10 protein-coding genes are annotated in these 18,612 nt (G+C 59.5%); 4 read left to right on the top strand and 6 right to left on the bottom strand.

The features are described 5' to 3' along the window. Nucleotides 1–123: 123 nt before the first annotated feature. From I6J23_RS04345 to I6J23_RS04335, 3 genes are all read right to left on the bottom strand, one after another. Nucleotides 124–2,700 carry a glycoside hydrolase family 65 protein gene (locus tag I6J23_RS04345; RefSeq protein ID WP_046203237.1) on the bottom strand — a complete coding sequence of 859 codons (2,577 nt, stop codon included), beginning with the start codon at nt 2,698–2,700 and terminating at the stop codon, nt 124–126. Nucleotides 2,701–2,813: 113 nt separating this feature from the next. Further along, on the bottom strand, nt 2,814–3,590 hold the full coding sequence (locus I6J23_RS04340) for an HAD family hydrolase (protein WP_204582670.1): 777 nt from the start codon (nt 3,588–3,590) through the stop codon (nt 2,814–2,816). A 149-nt stretch (nt 3,591–3,739) separates the two neighbouring features. After that, nucleotides 3,740–5,965 carry a malate synthase G gene (locus I6J23_RS04335; RefSeq protein WP_204582669.1) on the bottom strand — a complete coding sequence of 742 codons (2,226 nt, stop codon included), beginning with the start codon at nt 5,963–5,965 and terminating at the stop codon, nt 3,740–3,742. 496 nt (nt 5,966–6,461) lie between these two features. On the opposite strand from I6J23_RS04335, the gene aceA reads away from it, so the two are divergent. The 4 genes from aceA (at nt 6,462) to I6J23_RS04315 (ending at nt 12,657) form a co-directional block, all read left to right on the top strand. After that, nucleotides 6,462–7,757, top strand: a complete 1,296-nt coding sequence (gene aceA, locus I6J23_RS04330) for an isocitrate lyase (RefSeq protein ID WP_046203239.1) — start codon at nt 6,462–6,464, stop codon at nt 7,755–7,757. 63 nt (nt 7,758–7,820) lie between these two features. After that, the gene (gene ramB, locus I6J23_RS04325; RefSeq protein WP_204582668.1) at nt 7,821–9,317 is read left to right on the top strand and encodes an acetate metabolism transcriptional regulator RamB; all 1,497 of its coding nucleotides are present in this window, start codon (nt 7,821–7,823) and stop codon (nt 9,315–9,317) included. Nucleotides 9,318–9,677: 360 nt separating this feature from the next. After that, nucleotides 9,678–11,018, top strand: a complete 1,341-nt coding sequence (locus I6J23_RS04320; protein ID WP_412523819.1) for a dicarboxylate/amino acid:cation symporter — start codon at nt 9,678–9,680, stop codon at nt 11,016–11,018. 79 nt (nt 11,019–11,097) lie between these two features. Next, on the top strand, nt 11,098–12,657 hold the full coding sequence (locus tag I6J23_RS04315; protein WP_204582666.1) for a phytoene desaturase family protein: 1,560 nt from the start codon (nt 11,098–11,100) through the stop codon (nt 12,655–12,657). A 105-nt stretch (nt 12,658–12,762) separates the two neighbouring features. Here the strand turns inward: I6J23_RS04315 and I6J23_RS04310 are convergent, their stop codons facing one another. The 3 genes from I6J23_RS04310 to I6J23_RS04300 form a co-directional block, all read right to left on the bottom strand. Beyond that, complete coding sequence (locus I6J23_RS04310) at nt 12,763–14,283, bottom strand: carboxylesterase family protein (protein WP_239454990.1); 1,521 nt, start codon at nt 14,281–14,283, stop codon at nt 12,763–12,765. Between the two features lie 51 nt (nt 14,284–14,334). Continuing rightward, entirely contained in the window at nt 14,335–16,020 is a 1,686-nt protein-coding gene (locus tag I6J23_RS04305) for a carboxylesterase/lipase family protein (protein WP_204582665.1), read from the bottom strand. A 99-nt stretch (nt 16,021–16,119) separates the two neighbouring features. Next, complete coding sequence (locus tag I6J23_RS04300) at nt 16,120–18,336, bottom strand: FAD/NAD(P)-binding protein (protein WP_204582664.1); 2,217 nt, start codon at nt 18,334–18,336, stop codon at nt 16,120–16,122. Between the last annotated feature and the right edge of the window lie 276 nt (nt 18,337–18,612).

The following is an 18,612-nucleotide window of genomic DNA, read 5'->3' as shown; positions in this document are numbered from 1 at the left end:
TACTGTTTTCTTCGCATGAAGCAGCCCGTTAGCGTAGCCTCAACAAGCCAGTTAGGGTGGAAACACGGACATTTCCTGACAACTCACTGCCCCCAGTTGGGGGCCGGCGGTTTTAGTCCGAATCTAGTCGTCGTCGAGGTTGCGCTCACCAGGCAAAGCGATGGTCATCGGCTCATGAGTCACGACTACTTCACGGCCGCCGACCTCGATGGGACCAACATCGTGAAGCCCCTCTTCCACCACGAGTTCGACAGAGTGACGTCGGATAGCGACACGAATGCGACAACCATGGAGGGTGATCCGATAAATGAGTTCTTCCCACTCATCGGGCAGTCGCGGGTTGATGCTGTAACGCCCCTCATAATCACGGAAGCCACCGAAGCCGTACACGAGCGCGGACCACACGCCCCCGGTGGACGCAATATGCACCCCATCTTTTGTGTTCCCGTGTAAGTTGCCCAAGTCCACGAACAGGCCACGAAGGAAGAAATCCATCGCCTTGTCTTTCAGGTCCAGCTCCGCCGCAACAATGGACTGGACAACGGCAGACAGGGTCGAATCGCCCGTGGTTAACTCGTCGTAGTAGTTGTAGTCGGCCAGCTTCTCTTCCCGCGTGAACCGGTTACCCCGCAGGAACAATGCCAACACAACGTCGGCCTGCTTAATGATCTGGTAGCGGTAGATGGTGAGCGGGTGATAGTGCAGTAAGAGCGGACGCTTCGGACCCACGGCCGGGTCGTCGAGGTTCCAGCGCTCACGCTCCAAGAACTGGTCATCCTGCGGGTGAATCCCCAACTTCGGGTCCAGCAGGATGTGCATGTGCTCGGCTGCTTTATCCCACAGCTCTATTTCTTCCTCATCCAGGCCATACTGTTTCGCTAGATCGGCGTAGTCGTTTGGGCGGTCAGCCTTCATCTGGCGAACAACATCGGCCGCCACGCGCAAGTTATACTCCGCCATGACATTGGTGTAGAGGTTGTTATTCACCACGGTGGTGTATTCGTCGGGCCCCGTGACGGAGTGAATGTTGAATTCGCCATCTCGGTCAAAGAAGCCCAGGGACATCCAGAAGCGCGCTGTGCCCACCAAAATGTGGATCCCTTCGCGCAACAAGAAATCTGTATCGCCCGACGCATACACGTATTTCATGAGGGCGTACGCGATATCCGCATCGATGTGGTACTGAGCGGTCCCCGCCGCGTAATACGCGCTTGATTCCAGGCCGTTAATGGTGCGCCACGGGAACAGTGCACCGTCATGGGAGAGCTCCCGGGCACGGTCCTCGGCAGCGGGAAGCATCAAGAAACGGAACCGCATCGCATTCCTGGCAAATGACGGATTGGTGTAGCTAAGGAATGGCATGACATAAATTTCCGTATCCCAGAAATAGTGCCCGCCGTAACCAGATCCGGTCATTCCTTTTGCAGGAACCCCATGGCCATCGGCCCGTGCCGACGCCTGCACAAGCTGGAAGAGGTTCCACCGGACCGCCTGTTGGACTGCTGGCTGGCCGGTAATTTCCACGTCGGATCGTTGCCAGAACGCATCGAGCCATTCCCGCTGGTTCTGCTGCAAGGCCGGGAACCCTACCTGTACCGCGCGGTTAATCGTGCGCGCGCAGCGGAAGGCTAGCTCCTCAGCCGCCACATGCCGGGAGGAGTGGTAGGACACGAACTTTTCCAGCCGTATCGTCATTCCTTGTTTGCCGTTGAGGTGGTGGACGACGCGGGCGTTATCGTCCCGCACGCGTGCATCCACTTCCACGCCTGCCTCTTCACGCGTGTTCAGCGATTCCGCACCCGGCATGTCCACCGTCAATTTGTGGTCCATGCTGCAAGTCACGGTCATGCCGGACTCGGCACACCGGTATCCCAAAGTGGCGCGCTCGGGTGCCGGATGGGCCCGGAATGTCGGGATCAGGACACGTTCTTCAATGGTCTCGCCCTGGCGGGGGTCCTTTTCCGCGGCACTGTTGGCGCTATTCCCGTTGCCGCCACCGTGGTATTCATCCTCACCGTCCTGGCGGTTGAGGATTTGCGACGAAATAACGACGGCGGCGTCAGAATCGAGAAGCTCTACCTCCAAGCTCATGATGGCCAGGTGTTTCTCCTGGAAGGAGATCATCCTCTCGGAGGTCACCCGCACGCGTTTGCCCGAGGGAGTGCGCCAAATGAGGTTGCGACGAAGGATGCCTTCGCGGAAGTCCAGGACGCGCTCATAATCTTCGAGGTCGGCGCTGCCCAAGCGGAGGGGTTCGTCGTCAATATATAGGCGCATCGGCTTGGCATCGGGTGCCGAGACCAAGGTCTGCCCCTTGCGGGCTAGGCCGTAGGCGTCCTCCGCGTGGCGGATGTTCCATGTTTCGTGGAGGCCGTTGATGTAGGTGCCATGGTAGGCGGAGTCCCGACCTTCGGAGGGGTTCGCGCGCATGCCCATGTATCCGTTGGAGAGGGCGAAGATGGATTCCGATACCCCCAGGTCCATGCGGTTGGGGACGCGCTCAATGAGCCGCCACGGGTCGACGGGATTGTTTTCACGGTCGATGGTGGACTCAGGGTCAACACCGTGGTGGTGGCCGTCTGCGCGGGCCAGTAATCCGTCCTGGCGGCCGTCATCGATCGAGCCCTTTTGGTCCTTATGTCCATGGCGACGGGCAGCAAGAAAGGCTTCCGACGTCGCTTGCGATGCTTTCGGGCTCATTCACTCTCCTAGGGGTCCTTGTGGTGACGTTAACGGCATGAGCTGCTGCAGACACAGCCTATCGATCAGGCTACCGATCCGTAGGTTGTGGGTTGGCTGGCAGGGGGCCTTTTTTACACCAGCTCGCCGAGGTCGTCAACGACAGCATCGGCCCCGGCCTTGATCAGCGCATCTTTTCCTGCACCACGATTGACACCCAGGACGTACCCAAATTCACCAGCACGCCCCGCGGCCACACCGCTAGTGGCGTCCTCAACAACGACGGCGTCGGCAGGGGTGAAGCCGAACAATTCGGCACCGTACACATAGGTATCGGGTGCAGGTTTCCCTTTCAGCCTTTTCTCTTCCGCGATTTTCCCATCGACGACGTGGGGGAAGTAATCAGTGAGCCCGGCTGATTCCAGGACCCTCGGCGTGTTCTTTGACGACGACACCACACCCATCTGTACGGCATCCGACGCGTGGAACTCGTTATAGTCCTTCATCGCGTGGAGCAACTGCAATGATCCAGGGTACGGGTCCATTCCACGTGTGAGGAGGTCAAGGAAGTCGCGGTTTTTACGCAGTCCTAACCCGGTGATGGTGTTATCGGTAGGTTCGTCGTCTCCCTCATGACCTGCGTCACCACGATCATAGGGAAGGGAGATGCCGCGTGATTCTAAGAGCGCTTGAATGGCCTCATCCCGACGACGCCCGTCCAGGTAATCGAAATAGTCCTGGTCCGTGTAAGCCCGCTCGCCACGCTCTGCCAAGAAAGCCTGGAACATCGTCGCCCACGCCTGCTGGTGGAGTGTTGCCGTGGGCGTGAGAACCCCATCAAGGTCGAAGAGCACGACCTTGAATTTCAGAAGATCCTGAAGCGTTGGTTTATTTGCTGACTGCGTCACCACAAGGTACCTTTCTGCTCGACCTTCACCGTCTACGTATGAGGTTACCCATCACCTGTGACAGACGCAGCAGTTGCAGCACCAAAGCGGCAGGATCGACGCGGAACCTTCAGCCGCGGGCGGAACCGACGCGCAACCCCGCCCGCGGAACCTTATGCAATCCCTTCGCGTTCCTTGAATTCGCGGCGACGGCGATGCAGGATCGGCTCGGTGTAGCCAGATGGCGACGTTGTTCCGTCCAAAATCAGGTCCTTCGCCGCCTGCCAGCCGATTGACTTGTCATAATCGGCCGACATGGGGCGGTATGCCGGGTCTCCTTCATTCTGCTTATCGACGACTTTCGCCATGCGCTTCAACGCCTCGATCACATAATCCTCGGTGATGATGCCGTGGTGCAGCCAGTTGGCCAGAAGCTGTGAGGAAATTCGCAGCGTCGCGCGGTCTTCCATGAGGTCAACGTCGTGAATGTCCGGAATCTTGGAGCACCCCACACCCTGCTCCACCCACCGGATGACGTACCCCAGGATGGACTGGCAGTTGTTGTCTACCTCTTCCTTAATGTCCTCATCGCTCCATTTTCCGTCGGGCGATACGGGGACGTTCAAGCGGTCGCGGTAGTTATCACGACGGCCCGCGGCGCGGAGTTTCTCGTCGACGGTGAACACGTCTACCTGGTGGTAGTGCGTGGCGTGCAACGTCGCTGCGGTCGGCGACGGAACCCACGCGGTGGTGGCACCTTGTTCTGGCTGGCTGATCTTTTCAGCCAGCATGTCGGCCATGAGCTCGGTCTTCGCCCACATGCCCTTACCGATTTGCGCCTTTCCGGGCAGGCCGTGGGCAATGCCAGCGTCCACATTGTTGTCCTCATAGCCCTGCATCCACGGGGCGGATTTCATTTCGCCCTTGCGGATCATGGGGCCCGCTTCCATGGAGGTGTGGATTTCGTCGCCGGTGCGGTCCAGGAAGCCCGTATTAATAAAGGCCAGTCGCTTGGACACAGCCTTAATACACGCGTCAAGGTTCAGCGTGGTCCGGCGCTCTTCATCCATCACTCCCACCTTGATGGTGTTCTCCGGGAGCCCGAGGAGCTTCTCGGTGGCGCCCAGTAGGTCGTTGGTGAATTCCACTTCCTCCGGACCATGCTGCTTGGGTTTCACGATGTAGATCGACCCGTTGCTGGAGTTGTACATGGGGTTGTTCTTGTCAATCCCCGGGATCCCGCATACCGCGGTCATGACGGTGTCCATGATGCCTTCGAATACCTCAGACCCATCCTCCAACAGGATCGCCGGGTTGGTCATGAGGTGGCCGACATTGCGGGTAAACATCAGTGTTCGGCCATGCACGGTGAAGGATTCGCCGTCCGGGCTGGTGTATTCACGGTCGGGGTTTAGCCGACGGGTGAACGTCTTATCCCCCTTTGTCACTTCTTCTTCCAGCTCACCGGTGTTTAGCTGGAACCAGTTGCTATATCCCAGGGTTTTATCTGTCGCGTCGACGGCCGCGACGGAATCTTCAAAGTCAATCAACGTGCTGACGGCGGCGTCGAGAATAATGTCCTTGACTCCGGCCTTGTCCGTGGATCCGATGGGGGATTCGGGATCGATCAAAATGTCGATGTACAGGCCGTTGTGCCGCAGCAAAATCGACGTCGGGTTGGATTTGTCACCGGCGTAGCCGGCGTAGACCTCCGGTTCACGCAGCTCGTGCTTTTCGTCGTTAACATAGCCGACGAAGGAGCCGTCGGAAATGTCGTACCGGGTGACGTCGTGGTGCGAGGCATCAACCAGGGGAACTGCCTTGTCGAGGAAATCACGCGACCATGCGATGACTTTATCGCCACGGACTTTGTTGTAGCCACCGTTGCCTTTTTCTGCTCCGCCGTCTTCGGGGATGGCGTCGGTGCCATAGAGAGCGTCGTATAACGAACCCCACCGCGCGTTGGCAGCGTTTAGCGCGAAGCGGGCGTTAAGCACGGGAACCACCAGCTGGGGACCACTGGTCTCCGAGATTTCCGGGTCGATATTGACGGGGTCGATCTGGAAGTCATCGTCATTGTCCACCACGTAGCCGATGTCGTGGAGGAAGGCGTCGTAATCGTCGATGTTTTGTTCGCCGGGGTGCTGGGTGTACCACTCGTTGAGCTTGGTTTGCAGTTCCTCGCGGCGGGCTAAGAGTTCCTTATTGCGAGGCGTATAGGTTTTCACGATGTCCGCGAAGCCGGACCAGAAGGCGTCGGGGTCCTGGCCGGTGCGGGGAAGGACCGAGCCGGTAATGAAGTCATAAAGAGTGGTGGCTATCTGGAGGCCAGCGACTTTGGTGCGGGGTGTGGTGTCGGAAGTAGCGGTTGTCTGCGATGTACTAGTTGTGTCGGTCATAGTTTCTCCTTCGGAACGACAACTGTTCTCGGTGGTGTTGCTAACACTGGTGTGGCTAACCCTAAGGGAGTTCGGCGTGTGGTGGAACACTTTTTAGCTAATCAGTGCCAGATATCCTGTCAGCTCCCCCCGCTCTTTTTTGCTGTGATCCACAAAACACTATGGAGTGACGCGAAACACAGTACGCAGTTATCTAGATCATATTTTGTATTAATGCAGCTCATTGCCGGTTGTCGATTTTGTGATCTAAAACATACGGTGGCGTAAGTTTGCAAACTTTGCAAAATCCCCCACTACCCCCGCACAAGAATACGATCTTAAAAGTCATTGACGTGCGTTTTCTCATCGGTAAAGGTTAAGACCACGCCAACGAGCCCACCACGGCCACCGGCTACACAGACATTCACCAAAGTCGTAATTTCCGTTTTTCTACGGATTTAGCCCGATATGTGGGTGTCAATGTCTCTAGAACTTAGACCTCATAGGAGTGAACACAATGTCTACGGTTGGACAGGCCCGTACCGCTGAAGAAATCAAGAAGGATTGGGAGACCAACCCTCGGTGGAAGGGCGTCACCCGCAACTACACGGCGGAGGATGTGGAGGCGCTCCAGGGCACCGTCGTTGAGGAAAACACCCTTGCCCGCCGCGGCGCAGAAATCCTTTTTGACTCCATCCACGAAGACGGCGACGGCTACATCAACGCCCTCGGCGCCCTCACTGGTAACCAGGCTGTCCAGCAGGTTCGGGCGGGGCTCAAGGCCGTGTACCTGTCCGGTTGGCAGGTTGCGGGCGACGCCAACTTGGCTGCTCAAACCTACCCCGACCAGTCCCTCTACCCCGCTAACTCTGTCCCACAGATCGTGCGCCGCATCAACAACGCACTTCTTCGTGCCGACGAGGTTGCGCGTATCGAGGGCGACACCAGCGTCGATAACTGGCTGGTCCCCATCGTTGCCGACGCCGAGGCCGGCTTCGGTGGCGCCCTTAACGTCTTCGAGCTGCAGAAAGCCATGATTCAGGCCGGCGCGGCTGGTACCCACTGGGAGGACCAGCTGGCCTCAGAGAAGAAGTGTGGTCACCTGGGCGGCAAGGTGCTGATCCCCACGCAGCAGCACATTCGTACGCTGTCGTCGGCACGGTTGGCGGCGGACGTTTTGAACACGCCGACCGTGATCGTTGCCCGCACCGACGCCGAGGCCGCCACACTCATCACCTCAGACGTGGACGAGCGCGACCAGAAGTTCATTACGGGCGACCGCACCGCGGAGGGCTACTACCACGTCCAGAACGGGATCGAGCCCTGTATTGCTCGTGCAAAGTCCTACGCCCCCTACGCGGACCTCATCTGGATGGAGACCGGCACACCGGACCTGGAGCTGGCCAAGAAGTTCGCCGACGGTGTCCACGAGGAATTCCCCGACCAGCTGCTGGCCTACAACTGCTCACCATCGTTCAACTGGTCCTCGCACCTGGAGAAGGACGAGATCGCGAAGTTCCAGAACGAGCTGGGCAAGATGGGCTTCAAGTTCCAGTTCATCACCTTGGCCGGTTTCCACTCACTGAACTACTCCATGTTCGACCTGGCTTACGGCTACGCCCGCGAGCAGATGACGGCCTTCGTGGACCTGCAGAATCGCGAGTTCCAGGCTGCCAAGGAGCGCGGATTCACCGCCGTCAAGCACCAGCGCGAGGTCGGTGCCGGTTACTTCGACCGCGTTGCCACCACCGTGGACCCCAACTCCTCCACGGTTGCATTGAAGGGCTCCACCGAGGAAGGCCAGTTCCACTAGGTCGCGTCGAGGAATCTACGCAAAACCCCTCAATTGCCCCCGACGACGCTCTATTGTTGTCGCATGAGCACTGGAGCTGACAAGGAGGGTTTGTCCTCGCGGGTTTTCGTGGGGGCGCGGCTCAAGCAGCTCCGAAAAGAACGAGAGTTAAGCCAAGCAACCCTTGCGCATTCTCTCGGGCTCTCTGCCAGTTACGTTAACCAAATTGAAAATGACAGTCGCCCGCTGACCTCGTCGGTTCTCCGGAAAATCACCCATGTTTTCGGAATCGACGAGGCTTTCTTTTCGCGCGAAGACGATTCCCGCCTCGTCGCCGAGGTTCACGACGTCACCCTGGACCGCGAGGTATGCCCCACCAGCATCGATGTGCACGAGGTGGCGGATCTTGTCCGCTCTCACCCGGAGCTTGCCCGCGCATTGGTGGATATTCACCGCCGCTATCGCAATGTCTCGGACAAGTTGTCACTGGTCACGGAGGAGCGAAACCGGTCGGATGTGGAGGATTCGTCGACGGGATCCGACGCACTCACCATGCCTCACGAAGAGGTTCGTGATTTCTTTTATGCCCGCCAGAACTATATTGATTCGCTTGATGGGGCGGCCGAGAAGCTTGCCGGAACGCTGGGCCTGGGCGTTCCCAATATCAACCACGTCGAAGATTGCGTCGCAACGCGGCTGACCTCGAAATATGGGGTCGAGGTTCGCTACATTTCGCACCTGGATAGCGCGGGGCATGGGCACACGGATACCGCCGAGGACATGGTGCAGCACCGGTTTTCCCCCGACACCGGCGTGCTCACCATCGATGCCCACCTCACGTCTGGACAGAAGGCTTTCCGGATGGCTACGGAGCTTGCCTATTTGGAGGTCGGCGATCAGCTCCATTCTCTTGTCGACGAGGACCCGCGTTTTACATCCGACGAATCCCGGCAACTCGCGGTGCGGGGCGCGGCGACGTACTACGCAGCGGCGCTGGTGTTGCCGTACACCAATTTCCATGCTCAGGCAGAGCGCGCCGGCTACGACATCGAGTACCTGTCGACGGCCTGCGGCATGGGGTACGAGACAATTTGCCACCGCTTATCTACCCTGCAACGCCCGAAGCTGCGCGGAATACCGTGGACCTTTGTTCGCGTGGACCGCGCTGGGAATGTGTCCAAGCGGCAATCGGCGACGGGATTCCATTTCACACATTCCGGTGGCACTTGCCCGTTGTGGAACGTGTACGAAACGTTCTCCTACCCAGGGAAAGTGATGCGCCAGCTAGCGCAGATGCCGGATGGGCGTACGTACATGTGGGTAGCGCGGACGGTGAAACACTATCGACGACGGTTCGGCCAGCCGGGAAAAGTGTTCGCCATCGGCCTGGGGTGCGAGGCGCGTCATGCGGAACGCACGGTGTATGCCGAAGGCTTAGATCTCTCGGACTTGGCGGCCGCAACTCCGATCGGGCCTGGGTGCCGTGTCTGCAGCCGTACTGAGTGTCCCCAACGGGCATTTCCCTCGATTCTCCATGACATACGGATTAATACGCATAGTTCGTCGGTCAACCCGTATTAGCTCGTACGAGCGAACTCACACTCATGGCGTGGCGACGAGTGTCGGCTGAGCGCGGGGTGTCGGCTGAGCGCAGAGTGTCGGCCAGGCGACGGTGGTCACGCCGATGAGTGATATGTCACGTCAGGAATAGTTGCCCACGGTCGCAGGTTGGAACCAGGGACGTCACCACGTAATATGTGCGTCGGTTATAAATAGACAGACCAGTCTGCACGGGCTCCGGCTTGACCAGCCATAACACCTCCCGCCGTCCCGCACGCAGGTCCACAGCGAAGGAGACACATGGCCGATTCAGCTGACACGAAAATCGACACAAAACTCAACAACACCGTCGATGAGAAAAAGAAGTTCCTCCCCGGGTGGATGACCGGGTTCGGCGCCCAAGTGATCGCCGGCCTCATTATCGGCCTCATCCTCGGTTTTATCGCCCGCGCTCAAAGCAACGGACTCGACGGCGACAAGGAAGGATGGCTAGGCTCGCTGCTCGACGGGGTCGGCACTGCCTACGTGCAGCTTCTGAAAGTGATGATCCCACCGCTGGTCGTCACCGCGGTCATTACCTCTGTGGCAAACCTGCGGAAAGTGACTAACGCGGCGCGGCTCGCGATCAGCACGCTCGTGTGGTTCGCCATCACCGCGTTCTTCTCCGTCCTCGCGGGAATCATTGTCGCGCTGGTTATGAAACCTGGTGAAGGTACCAGCGTCGACGCCTCCACGGCTGCGGACCCATCGCATACCGGCAGCTGGCTGGCCTTCATCGAGGGAATCGTCCCATCGAATATCTTGGGGCTGGGTGCATCAACCGCATCAAGTGGCGATGGCATTGACCTGTCCTTCAATGTGCTCCAGCTGCTGGTTATTTCGCTGGCCATCGGCATTGCAGCCGTGAAAACTGGGCACGCGGCGGAACCGTTCCTGCGGTTTAACGAATCCGTCCTCAAGATCGTGCAAACCGTGCTGTGGTGGATTATTCGCCTAGCACCGATTGGCACGGCCGCGCTGATCGGGCATGCCGTGTCGAACTACGGGTGGGACGCGCTCGGTTCGCTCGGCAAATTTGTGCTTGCTATTTACGTTGGCTTGGCCATTGTGCTGGGCATTATCTATCCCACGGTGCTCGCCACCAATGGTCTTTCCGTGTCGGGTTTCTACCGCCGCGTCTGGCCTGTGACCAGCTTGGGCTTCGTCACGCGCTCGTCGATGGGAGTTATGCCTGTCACCCAGCGCGTCACCGAGCAGCGCATGGGTGTGCCATCGGAGTATGCGTCCTTCGCTATCCCGCTGGGTGCGACCACCAAAATGGACGGGTGCGCATCGGTCTACCCCGCGGTCGCCGCGATTTTCGTCGCCCAGTTCTATGGCACTCCCCTAAACTTCACTGATTACCTACTCATTATCTTCGTTTCGGTTATTGGTTCCGCGGCGACGGCTGGCACGACCGGTGCAACGGTCATGTTGACATTGACATTATCGACGCTGGGCCTCCCGCTATCCGGTGTCGGCTTGCTGCTGGCTATCGAGCCAATTATCGACATGGGACGCACGGCTGTAAACGTGACTGGGCAGTCCCTGGCCACAACGGTGGTGGCGAAGCGCGCCGGGATTTTGGACATGCCCACGTGGGACGCTGGCGACCATGACTGGGAGGATGTCCAGAAATCCGAAACGGGCGAGGAAGCCCTCGCCGGTTCACACGCCGTATAATTCACCGTGACGTGAAGCAACATGGGGCTGCTTCGGGTTACTACGGCTTCGGGCGATTTTCGGGTGGAGGGAGGTGCCTGTGACTCAAGCGTTTGTTGTGGGCAGTGGCCCGAACGGACTCGCGGCGGCCGTCACTCTCGCGCTCGCTGGATGTGACGTCACTGTCATTGAGGCTCAAAGCACCATCGGCGGAGGTGCCCGTTCCACCGAACTGACCCTGCCCGGACTCATCCACGATCACTGCGCGGCGATTCACCCAATCGCGCTAGAGAATCCGCTCCTGCAGTCTTTAACCAGTGACGATAATGCGAGCCTGGAGTGGTTATGGCCGGCAGTGCAATGCGCGCATCCGCTCATCCAAACCGCACGGGGTGGAGCCGCGCCCGGCTCCGGCGGTGCTGCCGCTGCTTCCGCTGGCGCCGCGCTCTATCGCGATGTCCACGCCACGGCCCAACAGTTTCCCACTGCACACGATCGGTTCTGGTGGGAGCGACTATTCCGCCCTCTGTCCAGCAACTTTGCAAAACTCGCGCCAGATATTCTTCAGCCGCCCTTACGACTAGCCCGGCGTCGGGCACGGCATACAGATCAGACAGTCGGACGCCGATGGGGAAATCTTCTCCGCTTCAGCGTTCCCGCAGCACTCCCCGCTGTGGCTACTTCCCACTTATGGCAATCCCCAGAGGCCCGCGCGCTCTTCGCCGGCGTCGCTGCGCACGGGTTTCGGCCGTTGACAGGCCCCGGCTCGTCCGCCATCGGGATGATGCTCACCACCGCCGCCCATGCACGCGGCTGGCCCGTCGCCAAGGGTGGTTCGCAGGCCATCACCGATGCTTTTGTTCACGCTCTGCAGCGATCCGGCGGACACGTCACAACCGGCAGCGCTATCAGGTCTCTTGACGACCTTCCTGCCGGCGCTAACGACATCGTCATGCTGGACACGACACCGCAAGCCGCCCTAAACATCATCGCCGCTAGCCGACGTCCTCCGCAGGTGCCCGCTCATGTGCGCGCGGCTCTGTCGCGGTACAGGTACGGTCCGGGCGTTGCCGTCGTGAATTTCGCCATCGACGGAGATATTCCGTGGACGTACCAGCCGGCCCGGCGCGCGGGAACTGTGCATCTGGGTGGTTCAGTGCGCGATATTCACGCCGCTGAGCGGGAGATCAACCGTGGTCGCCTACCGGAGCGACCTTTCGTGTTGGTGACCCAACAGTACGTTGCCGATCCGTCGCGGAGCAGCGAAGGCCTCCACCCCATCGACGCCTACGCGCACGTTCCGGCGGGATACACAGGGAATTGCTCCGAGCAGTACGAGGCGTCCGCACTGTGCGCCTCCATCGAGAGACAAATTGAGCAGTACGCGCCGGGATTTCGCGAGAGAATCGTCGCTAAGAAAATCAGGACTCCCGCGGATGTTGAGCGCGACAATGCCAATTCTGTGGGTGGCAACATTACAACCGGGGCGAACACACTCGGCGGGTTACTGGGCAGGCCGCGATTATCGACGAACCCGTACACGATCGCCGCTCATGGCGATGGACCGCGTGTGTACTCGTGTTCGGCGGCGACTCCTCCGGGCGCGGGGGCGCACGGGTTGTGCGGCCTTTACGCTGCTCAGGCTGCACTGTCACGCTAGCGACTGGACTGTCACGCTAGCCGACAAGCACAGCGCGGTGTGAACCGCGGGCTCCTACTACGCTATTTCGATCCGACGTCCGCGAAGTCCACGCTCGACCACGCCTCACGCATGTCGTGGCGCGGATCGTTCACGGTCGTTTCGCCGTCGTCGCCAAAGATGTGCGTTGATCGGTCGTCGGAGTAGGGGGGTGAAACCGGGGTGTCCGTCGTGAATGAAGTCCCGCCACCGGCGTTGCATCGCTGCCGTCGTTGCTTTGATGCGGTCCAGGCCGCCGAAAGTAAACGCTTTCGAAGCAATCCCTGAGTCATACCGGCCGAAAAGGAGCGGGAGATCCCAAGTATGCGTCGCCCCCAGTCCTAATGCTTTAAAGAAAGGTGTGGAGGCGTCGAGGCGGTACATCCACACGTTGCTGGGCGACCACCGTTCTGCCAGTGCGATCGACGGAGCCCAGAACAGGCAATCACCAAAGAGGTCAGCGCACTCTGTGCGTGATTGGCCATTGCGGTACATCTGTCGGAACACGTCAGCGGCGTCTGGTCCAATGGATTCGGCAAAACGCTGGGCCCGGTGACGTTGCGTTGCCGTCGTGACTCTCCTGAGCCGCATGAAGTAGTATTCGTGGCTCACTGTTCCGATCAGCAGCGGAACTTTGCCGCCAACCCCGGGGGCAGTTGGCGTGATCTCCAGCGGGTGACGCGGAAGGAGGTCACCGTCGATGACGGGGGCAAAAGGTCCACCGAACTCCACGTTTTTCACGTTTTCCTGAAGCAGCGCTCCACTTAGCGCCCCTATTGTCCGCGAATCCACCGTCAACGGATTGTCGCATCTGTCAAACAGGCGGTTGGCCCACAGTGCGGCTAGGTCCGGGTGGTGCACCATCGCCAGTGGCGGCGAGAGCATGATGACACCGGCTATTACCTTTTCCAGCTGGGGCACGGCGGTTAGGGATGCAACCAGCCCACCTCCCGACGATTGCCCCATCGCGATAATCCGATGTGGATCCCCACCAAATACTTCCGCGTTGTCACGGATCCACGTCACGGCCATCACGGCGTCGGAGAGCTGCGTGTTGGTATCGAAACGGTCAGCGGGGAGGTCGGGCTGCGGTGTTCCATAGCTCAGCGACAGTCCTCCTGCCACCCCGATACGGTAATTCACAGCGACGACGACGGCGTCGAGTGCCGTCGCCAAGTACTGGGCGGAATATAGCCTTTTGGCGGCGGATCCGAATGCGTTTGATCCACCGTGGAAAAAGACCACGACAGGCCGACGGGCTGTCGGATCGACAGCTGATCGTGATGACGGGTCACGAGGAACGACGACGTCGAGCCACAAGCAGTTTTCTGAGCCGATGACACCGTGGTCAGCGTTGCGGATTTGTATGCAGGGGCTTCCGGACTGGGTTGCTAAAAGGGGTGTTGCCCAGTGCTCTTTGGGGCGGGCACGACGAAAGCGTAGATCACCGGTGGGTGGTTCGGCATAGGGGATGCCCCGAAACGCGGCCACGCCCGTTTCTGCGTGGCCAACGACCGGGCCGGTGGTGGTTTTTACGGTCCAGTTATCGCGAAATGCCCACTTATGTGGTGAAGCTCGATGAGAAGAATCATTAACAGGAATTGACACATTTATAATTGTAGTAAATACAGCGAAATAAATATTCCTTATTTGACGAAATTAATTCGTCAGATCGACGTCTGACCAGGCCCGACGCAGGTCACCAGACGGATCTTCTGCTGTACGCTCGCCCGCATTAAAAATCTGGGTCGCAAAGCCGTCACTGAGTGGCGGGAACCCTGGATTGCCAGAATGAATAAAATTCTTCCACCGAAGTTGCATCACGGCACTGGTAGCCCGCATCTGATCGTGGCCACCCAAATACAGCGCGTCGGGGCCTTTTCCGGAATCATAGCGTTCAAATAAGAGCGGCAAATCTAGAGCGTGCGTCGCGCCCAACCCGGACAGCCGAAGCGAGGGTGTCACCATATCGAGTCGATACATCCAGGCTTTCCCTTGTGGCCACCGGGACGCTAATTGCAGTGATGACGCTAAGAACAAGGCATCGCCGGCAAATCTCCCACACTCCGCACGGGAGCGACCCCCGCGATAAAACTCTGCCAAGATTTCCGGGGCACTCCCACCAATGGATTGAGCCAACCGACGAACGCGCGCGCGTTGGGCGCGAGTCGACATGCGTTCCCACCGCATAACCAGGTATTCATCGGCGTTCGTCCCAATCAGAAGCGGGATGTCCATGCCCGGGGTGCCGTCGTCAACAGGTACTTCTTGGCGTTCATCCCGTGATTTTTTGTGCGGTTCGTCATGCGGAGACGATGAGCGAATAGCCAGGGGATGCCGAGTCATAAGGTCCCCGTCGACAGTCGGTGCGAAAGGGCCGGAAAACTCGAGGTAGTCGTCGTTAATGACGTTCAAGCGTTCGGTGAGGTGCGCGAGTTGCATGGCAGAGATGCCGTTGAGGTCTGGATTTTCGGCTCGCGCACGGTCTGCCCACCGGCCTGCGGCTGCGGGTGAATGAACCATCGCGACGGGTGGGGATTGCGCGATAGCTCCAGCGATGATTCCGCGGAGCTCCGGTACGGCGGTGAGGGCAGTCACCATTGCGCCACCCGAGGATTCACCCATGATCGTGATGCGGGCGGGGTCTCCGCCGAATGCCTCAGCATTATCATGAACCCACCGCACGGCCGTGACGAGATCCGATAGACCCGGGTTGGAGTCTGCCCTGGTGACGGACTCTGTGACGACGTCCTTTGAGCGGTTGGCCTTCAGTGCGTGGGGTGATTCATGCGCTGAGTAATTTAACGACAGCTGCCCCAGGATTCCCACACGATAGTTGACCGCCACGACCACCGCATCCATGGCTTGAGCGAAGTACTGCCCGGTGAGCAGCGGTTCGTTGGCGGAGCCATGGACGTTCGACCCACCATGAAAGTACACGACGATGGGACGGCGAGCATCCCGATCAATCATATGGCGCTGGCGTGCGGTCGAGCCCCCGTTGTCCGGGCGTCGTCCACCCGAGCGAGTGGCCGTTAAGGGAACGACTACATTGAGCCACAAACAGTCTTCCGACCCCACCCACCCCACGGACTTATTGCGATACTGGGCGCAATAGTCGCCGGGATGGTCCGCGATCAGCGGTTCTGTCCATGGTTCCACTGGTTGGGCACGCCGGAATCGCAAGTCGCCTCGGGGCGGTCGCGCGTACGGTATGCCACGAAAAGCGACGACACCTGTTTCGGCATGCCCTTTGATAGGGCCAGTGGTGGTGTCAACAATCCAGGCGCCGCGGAAGCTGTGATTGCGTCGCGACGATGTACGGGCGTGTGTGTCAGCGTTCATGGCTCCGGTCATGGTGTGGGCCAGTGTAGAGGAATTGTGGTCAGTGATGTCGAGGGCACGTGCCGACGTCGGGGGTCCGACGATTACTTGCCGACGTCGCTACCCACGCGGGATACCAAGAGCGCTTGCCGCTGCCGCATCAGTTTCCTGCAACATCAGCGGGTCAGTACCTGGCATTGGCGAAATGGTGGTATCCGCCCGCATCTCTTGGAGCGGAATTCCCAACATGTGGATGCGCGGATCGGTTGCGCCGTCGGAATGGATAATCCGACATGTCTTCATGTCGACTTCGGGTGCTCGGGTTGGGATGAGGTGCCGTTTGGAACTCTCACCGTCACGTGTTGCGCTGTCCTCATGTGGTGTATGCAGTGCAAATGGCCTCATTCTTCCCGACGCCACCAGCGCTCGTGTTAGCGGATCCGCACTCCTTGTAACGTTCGGTTTGTGTTGCCACGCATCGATCAGCGTCGTGGAATACACGGGGTGCGCGCCCGTGGTGGGCGAGGTCAGCACGAACTGTGGTTCGTCGTCGTGGTCGATGGTCACGCCGACGATCGGATCGGCGCCTGCAAAAACGACCAGTCCAGCGTCGATAAGAGCGATCAGCTCCGCGGTGCGGAACGCGGGCGGCCCGGAGCCGACGTTGGCACCGATCCGGACGAATTCGGCATAGTCGCGCCTGCGTGACTCGGGCGTGAATTGTCCTGGTTCATCAGCAATGGCGACGGTTTTGCGCGCGGCTCCGATGACCTGCAATCCCGCCTTGACCGCTGATTCCCGGCCTCGGCGCGCTTCGGCCAAGTCTTTCTTCAACGCTTCTTTGACCGCCTTGGTGAGGGCGCGGATGGCGGATTCGGTGTCTGGCACATCGGAATCTGTCGCCTCCGGTAGCTCGGCCGCGATCCTGGACATCGGATCGGCGTAATAGGGCAGGTCAAAGCGGTCCGGGGGAACAACCAGACCATCGAGCCGTGGATCATTGTGAAGCGACCAGGGGTCTGTGGTTGGGTCGTCGATAATGCGGAGAATCTGGCTGAGTGCCTCGTCGGAGCCGCGAAGGAGCACGCGATAGTAGGCAGCTTGTGCGTCGCGCAGGATCGCCGGCCACAGGGTGGTGGAGAAATCGATACTGCCTGCAGGTGAATCACTGGGTAGCGCCTGGATCGCGGACTTCAGCCGCGGCATCGGTGCCGCCGGCGGGAGCGAGCCAAACACGGGTTTCGGCTGGTAAGGGTACCCGTGGTGGGATGTCACGATGAGCCGCGGTTCCCGGCCGGAAGGCTTATAGCTCAGGTCAAACGGGGAGGACGATGTGCGTTGGTACTCTCCGCCACGATCGATTGTCAGCCTTGCCATGAGGTCAAAGAAACCCATGCCCAGGCCCCGCACGATGACGTCGGGCCGGTGTGCTTGTGAATCGTTTGGTGCCGCATTCTTACTAGTGCCGTGCCCGTCGGCAACGGAGTCAAGATCCTGATCAGCCGGGTGGCCGGGGTGGATCCAGGTCAGGTTCGGGTGCGCGGCGACACTCGCGCCCAGTACCGATTCAGCGGTGTTCGCGGTGGTGTCGGTCCAGCCGAGCGCCAATATGGTGGCGTCTGCGTCGACGGATGTTCCGTCGGACAGCGTGACGGTGTCCCGAGAACTCGTCTGTGCAGCGCGTGTTTTTTGCTTGCCGACGGGACCATCATCGCCTCCATGTACACCCGTGCCCACGTCGCCATCAGCCCCTTCATCGCTTAGGCGGATATTGACGGCCCTGGCCTTATGAATCTGCACAGTCACGCCAGGAATTATCCGAAGTCGGTCCACAGCGATGCCGAATACCCACCGCAGGTAATGCCCATACAATGCGCGCGAAGGGTGCGATTCAGGACGTGCTTGGCGGATCTCTGCCTCGTAATCCACTGGCATGGTGGGAGGGAATTCACGAAACAGGTCCGTTTTCATGCGTGCGCGAGAGGAATCAGTGTCAGTTGGCCGAGGATGCACAGCATCGCCGCGGAGCAATTGAAACCACTCGTACAGGGTTGGGCCTTCCAGGACGGGGCCGCGCACGGTCGATCCCGGCTCAGTGAAGAGCGTCACTGCGTCTGCCAGAGTGTTCATGCACAGTGTGGGTGATTGGTCAGTCCTCCACACGCGGCCCGCGCCGGGTTCGACGTCGTCAATAAGGTGAATAGTAACCCCGACAGAGAACGACATAGCGTTGCCGTCGGCCGCAGCCTGATCTGACGAGTCCTGCAGTAAACTTCCGAGCCGCTCCAAGACTGAGATCCCGCGTGGTCCGCCACCAACAATCGCTATCGTTCGCATAATGCCACGGTAGCGCCCGCCCCTCGGCAAGAAAAGACAGGGCTGTCTATTCCTCGTTACGAGGGAATAAAGCGCGGGCACATGACGACCTAACGATTTCCCTCCGCTGCTTTACGCCCGTCTCTACAACTTAGCTCATGGTCCACGTCACTGCGATGGCAATTGAGCCCACATTTTGAAACGCTTATTCAACGCCAGCTCGCTTCCACAGCCTTCGCACCACCGGAATAAATGTTGGCAGCACGGATAGCTCCATAAACTGGTAACGTGGCCACA

The sequence above is a fragment of the Corynebacterium kroppenstedtii genome (genome assembly GCF_016894245.1).
Classification (GTDB): domain Bacteria; phylum Actinomycetota; class Actinomycetes; order Mycobacteriales; family Mycobacteriaceae; genus Corynebacterium.
This window is presented reverse-complemented; position numbering and strand designations above follow the sequence as displayed.